Below are 12,927 nucleotides of genomic sequence, written 5' to 3' on the forward strand. Positions count from 1 at the left end.
CAAAGTCTATGCCGACCCGCCCGCGGCGTCCATGCAGCAAAAGTGGTGGACGCCGCGCAACGCTCGGATTAGCGTTTGCCGGGTGAAAACAGGTCGATAACTGAGGGTTTGGCGGATGGACTGGCTGACGGCGACGGCATGCGAGCAGGGGCGCGGGATCATGGCCGGTCTCGTCTCTCCGGTGGATCTGACCGACGCTTATCTCGATGCCGTCGAACGGCATCCCGACCGGGATCTGATCTTTGCCCGGCTCACGCCCGAGCGCGCGCGCTCAGAAGCGATTGCTGCGCATGACCGTGCCAAAAGCGGGCTCAGGCGCGGGCTGCTGGACGGGGTGGCGATCAGCTGGAAAGACAATATCGACAGCGCCGGTGTCGCAACCGAAGGCGGGTCCGCGCTGTTGAAGGGCCGGACGCCGGACACTGACGCAGCGGTGCTGGTGAACGCGGAACGCGCCGGGCTGGGCTGCCTTGGCAAGACGCATATGACGGAACTTGCCTTCAGCGGGCTTGGCGTGAACCCGATGACCGCCACCCCGCCGAACGCGCTTGATCCCGCCCTTGCGCCGGGCGGGTCCAGTTCCGGTTCTGCTGTTTCGGTGGCGCTCGGGCTGGCAGCGGCCAGCATTGGTTCCGATACCGGCGGCTCTATCCGTCTTCCTTCGGCGTGGAACGGGCTTGTCGGCTTCAAGCCGACGCCCGGCGCGGTGCCGATGCGCGGCGTGCTGCCGCTTTGCGCACGTTTCGATGTCGCCGGCCCGCTGGCCCGTAGTGTCGAAGATTGTGCCCAGCTTTTCGCCGCGATCACCGGCGGGCGCGCGCCCGATCTGGCGGATGCAGAGCCGGGCCGTCTGCGGCTTCTGGTGCTTGATGGCGCGCCCTTTCAGGACGCGCGCGAAGCCCCCGTCACCGCCTTCGAAGAAGCGGTGGAGCAGCTTGGCAAGGCAGGCGTGCAGATCGCGCGGGCCGCGCCCGATTGCGTGGCCGAAGCGCTTTCGCTTTCAACCACGCTGTTCGCGCCCGAAGCCTATGGCACTTGGTCAGCCCATATCGAAGACGCGCCCGAAGCAATGTATCCGCCTATTCTGTCGCGCTTTCGCGCGGGGCGCGATGTATCCGCGCCGGAATATGTCGCGGGCTGGATCACGCTCGACCGGCTGCGTGCGATCTGGGCCGATGCGGTATCGGGCTTTGACGCGGTCATCCTGCCGACCGCACCGAACCTGCCCCCGGATCGCGAGGCGCTGCTGAAGGATGGCGAATATTTCGCGACCGAGAACCTGCTGACGTTGCGCAATACCCGCATCGGCAATCTTCTGGGTCTGCCCGCGATCAGTCTTCCGACGGCGCGACCGGCCTGCGGGATCATGGCGATGGGTGCGGCGGGCGACGATCTGCGTCTTCTGCGTGTCGCCCGCGCCATGGAGGTTGCGCTTTCCGACTAAGCTCACTGGACTGGACGCTTCGCATTCTGTAACCTCTGGGAATAACGGGGCGAAACGACCCTGAACGAGAGGCAGTCATGGCAACACCCGAGCGGTTTTCGAACCTGCCGGAATACGCATTTCCGCGCCTGCGCGCGTTGCTGTCGGGTATTGAGCCCGGCGGCGAACCTGTTGTCATGACCATCGGAGAGCCCCGCCATCAGTTGCCCGGCTTCGTGGCCCCGATCATGGCCGAGAATATCTCGCAATTTGGAAAATATCCGCCGAACGAGGGCTCTGCGCCTTTGCTTGACGCGGTGTCGGGATGGATTTCGCGACGCTATGGTATAGAGGTTGCGCCGGATCGCATCATGGCGCTGAACGGCACGCGAGAGGGTCTTTTCAACGCCGCGCTTGCGCTTTGCCCGGAAGAAAAGAACGGTCAGCGCCCCGCGATCCTTGTGCCGAACCCGTTTTATCAGGTCTATGCCGTCGCCGCCGCCGCCGTGGGGGCCGAGGCGATATTTGTGTCCGCGACCGCCGAAAGCGGTCACTTGCCGGACTATACCGCGCTTGACCCCGCGCTTCTTGATCGGGTCGCCATCGCCTATATCTGCTCGCCCGCGAACCCGCAGGGTGCGATCGCAGATGAGGATTACCTTGAACGGCTGATCGCGCTGGCGGAGCGGCACGATTTCCTGGTCTTTGCCGACGAATGCTATTCCGAGATCTGGCGCGATGCGCCGCCGCCGGGTGCGCTCGCGGTCGCGACACGGATGGGGCTGGCGGATCGCGTCGTAATCTTCAACTCGCTGTCCAAACGGTCGAACCTTCCCGGCCTGCGGTCGGGGTTTGCGGCGGGCAGCAGGGGGGCGATCGCCCAGATGCGTCGCTTGCGCAGCTATTCCGGCGCACCATTGTCGCTGCCTGCGCAGGCGGTCAGCGCGGCCGCATGGGCGGATGAGGATCACGTGCGCGACAGCCTGGCGCTTTATCAGCGCAAATATGCGGTGGCTGACCGCGTGCTGGGCAATGTGCCCGGTTATCGTGGACCGGAGGGCGGGTTTTTCCTGTGGCTTCCGGTGAAGGACGGCGAAGACGCGGCGAAGACACTGTGGCGCGAGGCGGGGATACAGGTCCTGCCCGGCGCGTATCTGTCGCGCGATGTGGACGGCGAAAATCCCGGCAAGGGATATATCCGCGTCGCTCTTGTGGCGAGTGAAGACGAAACCGAACAGGCGCTGAACCGTCTGAAGCAGGTCATATACTAGAAGGGACAGGGGCATGGCGAGCTGGCAGGCGAAACAACGCGATCCGCTTTTCGACCAGAACACGCAGGCTGCGCTGGAACGGCGTGGCAAGGAACTGGTCGGGGCGGGGCTTGTCTTGCTGGCAGTCGTGCTGGCGCTGATCCTGTATAGCTGGTCGCCTGACGATCCCAGCTTTCTGGCCGCGACCGATCAGCCGCCGGTGAACATGCTGGGCCGCTTCGGGGCATATATTGCAGCACCTCTGATGATGATTGCGGGCTATGGCGCATGGGGCCTTGCGCTTGGCGCCTTCGTCTGGGGGCTGCGCCTGATGCTGCACCGGGGCGAGGACCGCGTGATGCGCGCGGTGTTCCTGCCCATCGCCGTCGCACTCGGCTCGGTCTATTGCGCGGCCCTGGTGCCGCCAGCCGACTGGCAGGAAAGCTTTGGCATGGGCGGGCATTTCGGCGACATGATGATGGGCGGCCTGATGACGCTGCTGCCTTTCGGTGCGGCAGCATCGCTGAAGCTTGGTGCGCTGCTGATGGCGGCCGGCGCGATTGCATTCTATGGCTTCGTTCTCGGGTTCGATCTGGCAGAAGCACGCCGCCTGATCCGCTGGCTGGCGGTTGGACTTGTCACCGCCTATGCGGCGCTGTTCGGGTTGATGGGCCGCGGCGCGACAGGTGCCGTCGGCGCGGCGCAGGGCATGAAGGCCCGCGCGGCAGAGCGCAAGGCGAAGGCCGAAACCAATGCCGAATTGCGTGGCGAGGCGTCGCGAACCCTGTTCCGCCGCCGCAAGGGCGAGGATTGGGACGAGGAGTCCGAACTTGTCGAGCCCGAAGCACATGACGCGACCGCGCCGTCATCTGACGAGGTGTCGGCACGGATCACCGACGCGATTTCGAAGCGGGGCAGCAATCTGCTCAGCTCCGTCACTCAGCGGTTGAATGCCAATCGTCAGGACGTCGCGCTTGAGGACCCGGAGGAGGCGGACGACGCGATAGAGCCCGCCGATCCGCACCCCTTCGGTGCGGCAACCGCCCGCGTCGTGATCCCGGCGAAACGCACTGACCAGCCGTCCCGCAAGGCCCAGTCCGAGGCGCAGCCGTCGCTTCGGTTCGATGAAAGCGCCAGCGATTTCGAATGCCCGCCGCTGTCGCTGCTGACTGCGCCCAGCACCATCGAGCGTCATACCCTTTCGGACGAGGCTTTGGCCGAGAACGCCCGGATGCTGGAAGCTGTGCTGGACGATTATGGCGTCAAGGGCCAGATCACCGCCGTTCATCCCGGCCCGGTGGTCACGCTGTACGAACTCGAACCCGCGCCGGGCCTGAAGGCATCACGTGTGATCGGGCTATCGGATGACATTGCCCGTTCCATGTCTGCACTGTCCGCGCGTGTTTCGACCGTGCCGGGCCGTACGGTGATCGGGATCGAACTGCCGAACGCGCGCCGTGAAAAGGTGCTGCTGCGCGAGATCCTGTCGGCCAAGTCCTATGGCGACGCGTCCTATCCGCTGCCCTTGGCGCTTGGGAAAGACATCGGCGGCGGCCCGGTTGTGTCCAATCTTGCGAAGATGCCGCATTTGCTGATCGCGGGGACCACGGGGTCCGGTAAATCGGTCGCCATCAACACCATGATCCTGTCGCTTCTGTACAAGCTGACGCCTGACGAATGCCGCCTGATCATGATCGACCCGAAGATGCTGGAACTGTCGGTTTATGACGGCATTCCGCATCTGCTGTCCCCGGTCGTGACCGACCCCAAGAAGGCCGTTGTCGCGCTGAAATGGGTCGTGGCCGAGATGGAAGAGCGTTACCGCAAGATGTCCAAGATGGGCGTCCGCAACATCGAAGGCTATAACGGCCGCGTCCGCGAGGCGCTGTCGAAGGACGAAATGTTCAAGCGGACCGTCCAGACCGGCTTCGACGAAGACACGGGCGAGCCGATCTTCGAGACCGAAGAATTCCAGCCCGAGACCTTCCCCTATATCGTCGTCATCGTGGACGAGATGGCCGACCTGATGATGGTTGCGGGAAAGGAAATCGAGGCCTGCATCCAGCGTCTGGCCCAGATGGCCCGCGCATCCGGCATCCACCTGATCATGGCGACGCAGCGCCCCTCGGTCGATGTCATCACCGGCACGATCAAGGCGAACTTCCCGACCCGGATCAGCTTCCAGGTCACCTCGAAGATCGACAGCCGCACCATTCTGGGTGAACAGGGCGCCGAACAGCTGCTGGGGCAGGGTGACATGCTGTATATGGCCGGCGGGTCCAAGATCACCCGCGTTCACGGGCCCTTTGTCAGCGATGAAGAGGTCGAGGAGGTCGTGAACCATCTGAAATCCTTCGGGCCGCCGACCTATAAATCCGGCGTTGTTGACGGGCCAGAGGATGAGGTTGCAGGCGACATTGACGCGGTTCTGGGCCTTGGCAATTCGGCCGACGGTGATGACGCGCTTTACGATCAGGCGGTGATGATCGTGGCGAAGGACCGCAAATGCTCGACCAGCTACATCCAGCGCAAGCTCGCCATCGGCTATAACAAGGCCGCTCGTATCGTCGAGATGATGGAAGATCAGGGCGTCGTCAGCAGCGCCAACCATGTCGGCAAGCGCGAAGTGCTGGTTCCCGAGATTTGATCTGCGCCCCGGTCCGCCGGGGCACAGCAGCAACGATCATGCAGGATGCTCGGCATCGCGCAGCAGCCGCGCCCACCATGCCAGCTCGTCCAGCATGATCGTTGCATTGTTTTCCAGATGCGGAATTGCACCTAGCGTCGCCTCCCCCGCCATCAGCGGCTTCAGATCGGCATAGGTGATATGGACGGCATCGCGGACTGCGACCATGCGCAGTTCAGCCGTGATCGCCCGCAAATGTTCGACCGCGCGCGCCCCGCCAACACCGCCATAGGCGACGAAAGCAACGGGTTTTCGCATGGCGTCCAGATGGTCGAGCGCGTTTTTCAGCACCGCCGTCGGCGCGTGATTGTATTCCGCGACCGTCAGGATATAGGCATCGAAGCCCTGCATCATCGCCACGAACGCATCGGCGGCGCGCCGCTGCGCGTCAGACGCATGGGGCGCGCCGAAGAAGGGCAAGTCGTGGTCGCGCAGATCGACCCCGGTGATCGCAAAACCGCCGTGATCGGCCGCCTTCCCGGCAATCCAGTTGGCGGGCTGGTCACTGAACCGGCCCTCTCGCGTGCTGCCGGTGATGACGGCCAGCCGGATCGGCGCGTCTGGCGCGCGGTTCCGCGCCAGCAATGTCAGGGCCGTGCTGTCCACCTGTTCCAACGCCGGATCAAGCAGATCGAGATGCTGCGCGAACTCCGCGGTTTGTTGCCACGCGCCCGTTTGCTCGTCTGACGCAAAGCGCGTGACGATCACCAGCTTCTCATCCGAGCGATAGATCTCGTTGCCGAGCCATCCGTATTCTGCGCTGATCGGCCCCAGCCGGGATGTTTCTGCCATCTGCAGATCGGCGAGGTCGTCCAGCTTTCCGGGCTTTGGCGTAAAGACGTTCAGATATATCCTGTCATCGCGCATCGGCTTTCTCCTTCACTTTGGTCACGGGCTTACTTAATGTAAGCTGATACGCCGGATAAGAACGGATCTGAGAAACCGGAACGGATATGGAAGTAAGTGCCCCAAACGCCGACCCGATGACGGCCGATTGCCCCGGCCGCGACCTGTTCCTGCTGGCGACCGGCAAATGGACGCTGCTGATCCTCTGGTCGCTGAAATCGGGTCCGCGCCGCTTTCATCAGTTGCGCGACGATGTCGAAGGGATCAGCGAACGCGTCCTCTCTGCGACGCTGAAAAGCCTGTGCCGAAATGGCCTGACGATGCGCCATGTCGAAGCCTCGATCCCGCCGAAAGTCAGCTATGAGCTGACCCCGACGGGCAAGGGCCTGCTGTCGGTCATGGAAGGATTGACCGGCTGGATCGCCGCAGAAATCCACACGGTCGAAGATGCCAAGGCCCGCTATGACCGCGAGAATGAGGTCTGACGAGCGGGTTGCAGATCCCCGCCGACGTGCATCTTTGGAGTAGCGCAACCGCTGCGAACTTGCGAAACAGAGCCATGACCGTCTGGCAGATACATTTCCTGAACGCGCGCAAGGCCTTGAACGGCGTCATGCCGGAGGCACGGGCAGCAGCGCGTGACGCCGTGGCAATCGTGGAAGAACACGTCGCGCTGCCACGTTTTGACCTTGTCATCCGCACCGGCGACGAAGTCGTGCAGGGCTGGGGTATGGGCGGTTACGCGCCCGCGCCGGGACAGATTCAGATTACGCTCGATCCCTCGCGCTTTGACCCTGAACCTTTTACCCGCACACTGGTTCACGAACTGCACCATCTGATCCGCTGGGACGGTCCGGGTTATGGCAAGTCATTGGGTGAGGCCTTGGTCAGCGAGGGCCTTGCCGGACATTTCGTGCTTCAGGTGCTGGGCGGTCCCCCTGACCCGTGGGACAGCGTCAATCCGTCCGACGAAATTGCGCGGCGCGCGTCCAACGAATGGGCGCGGCGCGACTATGACCATGCCGAATGGTTTTTCGGCAAGGGCAAGATCCGTCGCTGGTCAGGCTATGGCCTTGGGCACCGCATGGTCGCGGATTACCTGAAAGCGAATCCAAGGGATGATGCAATCACGCTTGCCCATAGCAGTGCCGACCGCTTCCGCGGCGCGATGCGTCAGATCGCGAAAGCCGAGGCGACCGAGCCCCGCGCGACGGAAGAAAGCTGAGCGCTCAGCCTTTTTGCAGGTAGTCGCGCCCCAGAAGTTCGGCGATCTGCACGAGATTCAGCGCCGAGCCCTTGCGCAGGCTGTCGCAGACGATCCACATGTTCAACCCGTTCTCGACCGTGCTGTCCTGCCGGATTCGGCTTACGAACGTCGCGAAGTCGCCGGCGCTTTCGACCGGGGTGACATAGCCACCATCTTCGTGCTTGTCGATCACCAGCAGGCCCGGCGATTCGCGCAGGATGTCACGCGCCTCGTCTTCGTCGATGAAATCCTCGAACTCCACATTCACCGATTCCGCATCGCCGACGAAAACAGGCACCCGCACACAGGTCACAGATACCCGGATCGACGGGTCGAGGATCTTCTTCACCTCGGCCGCGATCTGCCATTCGGCGCGGCTGGTCCCGTCTTCCATGAACTCGCCGATCTGGGGGATCACGTTGAAGGCCATCTGGCGGGGAAAGACCGACGGCTCAACCTCCTGACCCGGCACATACATGCCCTTGGTCTGGTTCCACAGCTCGTCCATACCCTTTTTTCCCGCCGTCAGAACCGACTGATAGGTCGAGGCGACGATGCGGCGCACGCGCGCGCGGTCGTGCAAGGGCTTCAGCGCCACGAGCAGTTCAGAGGTCGCGGTTTCCGGGCTGGCGATAATCATGCGCTCGCGATAGCCCTCGATCGCGGCAGGGTTCACCTCGGGCACGATCAGCGGAACAGACGGGTCCAGCCGGAATGCCGCTGACGCGTCGATCACGACGCAACCCTGATCGGTCGCCAGATGCGCGTATTTCCTTGCGTCATCGGCGTCCATCGCGAACAGAGCCATGTCATAGCCGCCGAAATCGAAGCTCTCGATATCGCGCAGCTTCAAGGTCTTTTCGCCGAAACTCACCTCGGAACCTTGCGACTTGCGCGGGCCAAGCGCCGCGACCTCATCGACCGGGAATTCGCGCTCATCAAGAATGTTCAGGATCTCGCGGCCCACATCGGTCGTGGCGCCAGCGACGGCAATTCTGTAACCCATCGGAAAACTCCTTTGCTTGGCCCCGGATATAGTCGCGCATGTCGGGCTGCGAAAGCCCGCGTCCGGTTTCTTCTGCGTTCAAAGGGCGATGCCGAAGCGCCGCCGGCTTGCTAGGCACCAAGATAGCGCCGCCGGACCCCGGCGGCCTGCGCGAATTCCGCCGCAGTGCCGGCCCAGCAATGCCGTCCGCGCGACATCAGCGTGACATCGTCGGCAAGTTTTGTGGCCAGACCGACATCCTGTTCCACCAGCAGGATCGTCATTCCCTGGTCACGCAAGGCGACCAGAACGTCACGCAGCACGGCGGTCATCTGGACCGACAACCCCTCGGATGGTTCGTCCAGCAAAAGCAGCCGAGGAGAGGTCATCAGCGCCCGCGCGACAGAGAGCATCTGCTGTTCGCCCCCTGACAGAACCGCCGCCGGCGCATCCAGCCGCGGATGAAGGCCGGGAAACTGCTGCATCACGCGGTCGATCGTCCAGTCGCCACTTCCGATCCGGCCTGCGAGGGTCAGGTTTTCGCGCACCGTCAGCGCGGTAAAAACCTCTCTGCCTTCGGGGACATAGCCGATCCCGGCACGGGCAATGCGTGGCGTGGGCCAGCCGGTGATCTCGTCCCCCGCGAACAGGATGCGGCCCTGTTGGTGCGGCAGCAGCCCCATGATCCGTCTCAGCGTGGTCGTCTTGCCCGCGCCGTTTCGGCCCAGCAATGAATGGATGCGGCCCGCTTCCAGTCGCAGCGACAAACCGTGAAGCACCTGCGCGTGGCCATAGGCGGCGGTCAGGTCGATGACGTCAAGCATCATAGATCGCCCGCAGCACCGGTCGCGCGGTCGATGGCGGGCCTTCATGCGCTATGCCTCCTGCATCGAGGATCACGATGCGGTCGGCAATCGCGAAAGCGAGATCGAGGTCGTGTTCGATCACGAGCAGCGTCAGATGCTTTGGCAAACCGGCGATAAGATCGTGAATTTCGCGTGCGCCGCCCGGCCCGAAGCCCGAGGCCGGCTCATCCAGCAGCAGCAGTTTCGCGCCCCCCGACATCGCAAGCGCAAGGTCCAGCCGCCGCCGCGTGCCGTGGTCGATGGAAGCCACGGGCGCGTCGGGGTCAGCGATGCCGACCTGCCGTGCAGCAGCCCTCGCGCGGTGCCGAAGGTCGTGGCTTTTCAACGGATCGCGGCCAAATCGCGCCCCATTCATGCGCGCCGCAATCGCGAGGATCAGGTTTTCCGCGATGCTGAAGCTTTCGAACAGGGATGCGGTCTGAAACCCTCGGCCCAGCCCGGCGCGGGCGCGGGCGTCGGGGGGCAGTGCGGTGACGTCCTGACCATCCAGCCGGATATGCCCGGTATCCGGCGCAATCTCACCTGCGATCAGCCGCATAAGTGTCGTCTTACCCGCACCGTTCGGCCCGAGGATTACCAGCCGTTCACCGGCATTGACGGTCAACGTGACGTTGCGGATGACCTCGACGCTGCCGAAGGACTTGCCAAGGCGTTCAACGGAAAGCATGGCGCAGACGCCTCTCGGCTTCTCCGGTGATGCCGCGCCCGCCGGCCAGAATCACAGCGATCAGCAATGCGCCGATGACAAGATGCCAGTGATCGGTCCATCCGGCGGCCCAGTATTTCAGGGTCACGAAGATCGCAGCACCGACAATCGGGCCGGTCAGGGTCCCTATGCCGCCAAGGATCAGGACGACCAGCACCTCTCCTGAGGTTGTCCAGAACATCATCGCGGGCGAGATGAACTGCATGTGCTGCGCCGCCAGGATGCCCGCAACGCCGGCGATTGCCGACGAAATGGCAAAGCCGGTGATGCGGATGCGCCGGGGCGCAAGGCCGATGGCTGCGGCGCGCGCGGCGTTGTCATGCACGGCCTGATAACTGCGCCCGAACGGGGTCGAAAGGGTGGCGGCCGCCAGCAGAAATACCGCCAGCAGAAGACACAGCGCGTAATTTGCGAAGGCCATCGGCTGGGACAGGTCGGAAAAAGGCAGCGACGCGCGCGCGATGCCGCCCATCCCGTTGTCGCCCCCCAGCCAGCGCGCGCTGAAGGTGAAGGCCCAGATCATCTGCCCGAAGGCCAGCGTTGCCATGATGAAGAATATTCCCTGCATCCTTGCGCTGACGGCACCGATCAGCCCCCCTGTCACGCCCGACGCGGCAATCGCCGTCAGTGCTGCTGGCCACGGCGTCAGGCCGTGCTGGCCGGCAAGCGCATAGGCATAGGCACCGACCCCCATGATCGCGCCGTGCCCGAGCGAGACCATCCCGCCAAAGCCAGCCGCCAGGTCCAGCGAGATGGCGAGAATTGCCAGTATCGCGATCTCTGCCACGATCTCTTGCCCGAAGAAGCCGCCCAGCATCGCGAATACCTGCATTCCAGCCAGAAGCAGCACCAGCAGAACAATCCGCATCGCGTCCAGACGGAACATTATCGCGCGCCCTTCGCGACCAGCAATCCTTCGGGCCGCCAGATCAGCGCGACGGCAAGCGCGGCATATATCAGCACCGCGCTGGCAGCGGGGAACAGCACCGCGCCGAATACCTCGATTCCCGCGACGATCAGCGCGCCGAGCGCAGCGCCCGCGATGTTGCCCATGCCGCCGATCACCGTCACGATCAGCGCAGGGATCAGCGCGGATACTGCCATGCCGGGATTGGCCGCCGTGATCGGTGCCGCCACCACGCCGCCAAGTCCGGCAAGCCCCGCGCCCAGGGTAAAGACCAGCAGAAACATCCGCTCGGTCCTGATCCCGATGGCGCGTGCCATACCCGGATTTTCGACCGAGGCGCGCAGCGCAGCACCAAGGTTCGTGCGGTTGACGCCCAGCCACAAGGCAGCCGCCATGGCTGCGCCAATACAGATCACGAAAAGCCGGTAGACGGGATAGGTCGCCCCCGCCAGATCAACCCGGCCCGCCAGCGCGGCGGACGGATCAAGGACCAGCGGGATGTCGCCCCAGACGATGCGGACAAGCTCTGTCGCGATGAAGACCAAACCGAAGCTGACCAGCACCTGCGGCATCGGGCCAAGCCGCGCCACGCGGCCAAGCAGGCACAAATACAGCAGCGCACCAATTGCAGAGACAGCCAGAGGCGCCGCTATCAGCGCCACCCAGAAGCCTGTTTGCGCGGCGACCGATATGCCGATGAACGCGCCCAGCATATACAGCGCGCCATGCGCAAGGTTCACGAACCCCATCAGTCCGAAGCTGACCGATAATCCGGCTGCGATCAGAAACAACAGCGCCGCGTGTTGCAACGCATTCAGCACCTGCAGGGTCCAGAACGCCGTCACGTCATTCCATCGCACAGCCGTTGGGCGGATCGCGCACGGCCTCGACCGTGTCCAGCACCTGATGTGTCATCCCGTCCGGGCCTTCCACGGTTTCGAACACATAGACGTTCTGCACGATATTGTTGGTCACCGGGTCGATCTTAAGCGGGCCGCGCGGGCCGGTATAGGCGACCTGCGGAAGCGCAGCCGCCAACGCTGCGCGCCCCTCGGCCCCGCTGTCCAATGCGCCAACCAGCAGACGACCCGCATCATAGCCTGCGACGACATACTCAGACGGCAGCGTGTCGGGATGCGCCTTCTGATAGGCATCCACAAAGGCCTCGTTTTCCGGTGTATCCAGCGATGGCAGATAGTGCAGTGCGCCGATCACGCCGGCGGCGGACGTGCCCTGCTCGCGCAGATAAAGCGGGGCGGTCAGGAAGCCGACGGAATAGAGCGGCAACGTGTCGCGCAAGCCGAAGCTGTCATATTGTTTCACGAAACTGACGGCATCCGCGCCGCCATAGAAGACGTACAGCGCCTGCGCGCCGGATGCCTGTGCCTTGGCAAGGTAGGGTCCGAAATCCTCGGTCTTGCCGAACGGTGTGAATTCGCCGCCAACGATTTCGCCGCCGCCGGCGGTAAAGGCATCGCTGAAGGCCGCGATCATCTGCTGTCCGGCCGCATAGTCGGGGGCGAGGGTATAGACCGAGCTGATCCCCTGAGCGGCCATCCATTCGCCCATCGGCCGGTTCAGCTGATCGTTTGAAAAGCTGACACGCGTGATGAAGGCAGAGCAGTCCTTCCCGGTCGCATCGCTGTTGCCGGCATTCGCCACGATCAGCGGTATTTCGGCCTGATGCACGACGTCCCTGACCGCCCCCAGCACGGCAGAGGAGACGACGCCGACCAGAACATCAGCACGATCCTGCATGATCAGCTTTCGCGCCAGGGTCAGGCCGGTCTGCGGGTCGGCTTCGGTATCGGCTTCGATCACCCTGATGTTGCTGCGCCCTGCCTCCTGCAGGGCCATGCGGAAGCCATCCTCGATATCCTGACCGAGCGCGGCGTAATTGCCGGATGCCGGCAGCATCAGGCCGACCGTGGTGTCTGCATGCGCAGGCAGGGCGAAGGCCAAAAGGCAGGAAAAAACGAAGGGCTTCATGCGCGGTCATCCAACAGTCTGTA

Annotated in this window: 12 protein-coding genes; 5 read left to right on the forward strand and 7 right to left on the reverse strand. The window is 63.7% G+C overall.

Features of this window, described 5'->3' with window-relative positions; genetic code table 11:
- Positions 1-115: 115 nt before the first annotated feature.
- The 3 genes from FQV27_RS05730 (at position 116) to FQV27_RS05740 (ending at position 5,320) form a co-directional block, all read left to right on the forward strand.
- Entirely contained in the window at positions 116-1,444 is a 1,329-nt protein-coding gene (locus FQV27_RS05730; protein ID WP_147096912.1) for an amidase, read from the forward strand.
- A 77-nt stretch (positions 1,445-1,521) separates the two neighbouring features.
- Positions 1,522-2,694 carry an aminotransferase class I/II-fold pyridoxal phosphate-dependent enzyme gene (locus FQV27_RS05735; RefSeq protein ID WP_147096913.1) on the forward strand — a complete coding sequence of 391 codons (1,173 nt, stop codon included), beginning with the start codon at positions 1,522-1,524 and terminating at the stop codon, positions 2,692-2,694.
- 13 nt (positions 2,695-2,707) lie between these two features.
- On the forward strand, positions 2,708-5,320 hold the full coding sequence (locus FQV27_RS05740; RefSeq protein WP_147096914.1) for a DNA translocase FtsK: 2,613 nt from the start codon (positions 2,708-2,710) through the stop codon (positions 5,318-5,320).
- Between the two features lie 36 nt (positions 5,321-5,356).
- Here the strand turns inward: FQV27_RS05740 and FQV27_RS05745 are convergent, their stop codons facing one another.
- Complete coding sequence (locus FQV27_RS05745; protein WP_147096915.1) at positions 5,357-6,226, reverse strand: NAD(P)H-dependent oxidoreductase; 870 nt, start codon at positions 6,224-6,226, stop codon at positions 5,357-5,359.
- Positions 6,227-6,312: 86 nt separating this feature from the next.
- Between FQV27_RS05745 and FQV27_RS05750 the strand changes: the two genes are divergently transcribed.
- Complete coding sequence (locus FQV27_RS05750) at positions 6,313-6,690, forward strand: winged helix-turn-helix transcriptional regulator (protein ID WP_147096916.1); 378 nt, start codon at positions 6,313-6,315, stop codon at positions 6,688-6,690.
- A 74-nt stretch (positions 6,691-6,764) separates the two neighbouring features.
- Positions 6,765-7,430, forward strand: coding sequence for a DUF2268 domain-containing putative Zn-dependent protease (locus FQV27_RS05755; protein WP_147096917.1), 666 nt, complete (start codon positions 6,765-6,767; stop codon positions 7,428-7,430).
- A 4-nt stretch (positions 7,431-7,434) separates the two neighbouring features.
- On the opposite strand, the gene FQV27_RS05760 is transcribed toward FQV27_RS05755, so the two are convergent.
- The 6 genes from FQV27_RS05760 to FQV27_RS05785 form a co-directional block, all read right to left on the reverse strand.
- Positions 7,435-8,457, reverse strand: coding sequence for an aspartate-semialdehyde dehydrogenase (locus tag FQV27_RS05760; RefSeq protein WP_147096918.1), 1,023 nt, complete (start codon positions 8,455-8,457; stop codon positions 7,435-7,437).
- Positions 8,458-8,567: 110 nt separating this feature from the next.
- The gene (locus FQV27_RS05765) at positions 8,568-9,260 is read right to left on the reverse strand and encodes an ABC transporter ATP-binding protein (RefSeq protein WP_147096919.1); all 693 of its coding nucleotides are present in this window, start codon (positions 9,258-9,260) and stop codon (positions 8,568-8,570) included.
- A complete protein-coding gene (locus FQV27_RS05770; protein WP_147096920.1) occupies positions 9,253-9,969 on the reverse strand; it encodes an ABC transporter ATP-binding protein in 717 nt (238 codons plus the stop codon). Before FQV27_RS05770 ends, FQV27_RS05765 begins: the two co-directional genes overlap by 8 nt.
- Positions 9,956-10,894 carry a branched-chain amino acid ABC transporter permease gene (locus FQV27_RS05775; RefSeq protein WP_147096921.1) on the reverse strand — a complete coding sequence of 313 codons (939 nt, stop codon included), beginning with the start codon at positions 10,892-10,894 and terminating at the stop codon, positions 9,956-9,958. The genes FQV27_RS05770 and FQV27_RS05775 overlap by 14 nt, the downstream gene beginning before the upstream one ends.
- The gene (locus tag FQV27_RS05780) at positions 10,894-11,760 is read right to left on the reverse strand and encodes a branched-chain amino acid ABC transporter permease (protein WP_147096922.1); all 867 of its coding nucleotides are present in this window, start codon (positions 11,758-11,760) and stop codon (positions 10,894-10,896) included. Before FQV27_RS05780 ends, FQV27_RS05775 begins: the two co-directional genes overlap by 1 nt.
- A 1-nt stretch (position 11,761) precedes the next feature.
- Positions 11,762-12,904 (reverse strand): ABC transporter substrate-binding protein, encoded by a 1,143-nt coding sequence (locus FQV27_RS05785; protein ID WP_147096923.1) that lies wholly within the window; start codon positions 12,902-12,904, stop codon positions 11,762-11,764.
- Positions 12,905-12,927: the final 23 nt, after the last annotated feature.

Source organism: Paracoccus aurantiacus, from assembly GCF_007993065.1.
Classification (GTDB): domain Bacteria; phylum Pseudomonadota; class Alphaproteobacteria; order Rhodobacterales; family Rhodobacteraceae; genus Paracoccus; species Paracoccus aurantiacus.

Bases quoted from the DNA above. Each gene is read 5' to 3' on its own strand.
- FQV27_RS05730 (WP_147096912.1), top strand. From the start codon at position 116: ATGGACTGGCTGACGGCGACGGCATGCGAGCAGGGGCGCGGGATCATG.
- FQV27_RS05735 (WP_147096913.1), top strand. From the start codon at position 1,522: ATGGCAACACCCGAGCGGTTTTCGAACCTGCCGGAATACGCATTTCCG.
- FQV27_RS05740 (WP_147096914.1), top strand. From the start codon at position 2,708: ATGGCGAGCTGGCAGGCGAAACAACGCGATCCGCTTTTCGACCAGAAC.
- FQV27_RS05745 (WP_147096915.1), bottom strand. From the start codon at position 6,226: ATGCGCGATGACAGGATATATCTGAACGTCTTTACGCCAAAGCCCGGA.
- FQV27_RS05750 (WP_147096916.1), top strand. From the start codon at position 6,313: ATGGAAGTAAGTGCCCCAAACGCCGACCCGATGACGGCCGATTGCCCC.
- FQV27_RS05755 (WP_147096917.1), top strand. From the start codon at position 6,765: ATGACCGTCTGGCAGATACATTTCCTGAACGCGCGCAAGGCCTTGAAC.
- FQV27_RS05760 (WP_147096918.1), bottom strand. From the start codon at position 8,457: ATGGGTTACAGAATTGCCGTCGCTGGCGCCACGACCGATGTGGGCCGC.
- FQV27_RS05765 (WP_147096919.1), bottom strand. From the start codon at position 9,260: ATGCTTGACGTCATCGACCTGACCGCCGCCTATGGCCACGCGCAGGTG.
- FQV27_RS05770 (WP_147096920.1), bottom strand. From the start codon at position 9,969: ATGCTTTCCGTTGAACGCCTTGGCAAGTCCTTCGGCAGCGTCGAGGTC.
- FQV27_RS05775 (WP_147096921.1), bottom strand. From the start codon at position 10,894: ATGTTCCGTCTGGACGCGATGCGGATTGTTCTGCTGGTGCTGCTTCTG.
- FQV27_RS05785 (WP_147096923.1), bottom strand. From the start codon at position 12,904: ATGAAGCCCTTCGTTTTTTCCTGCCTTTTGGCCTTCGCCCTGCCTGCG.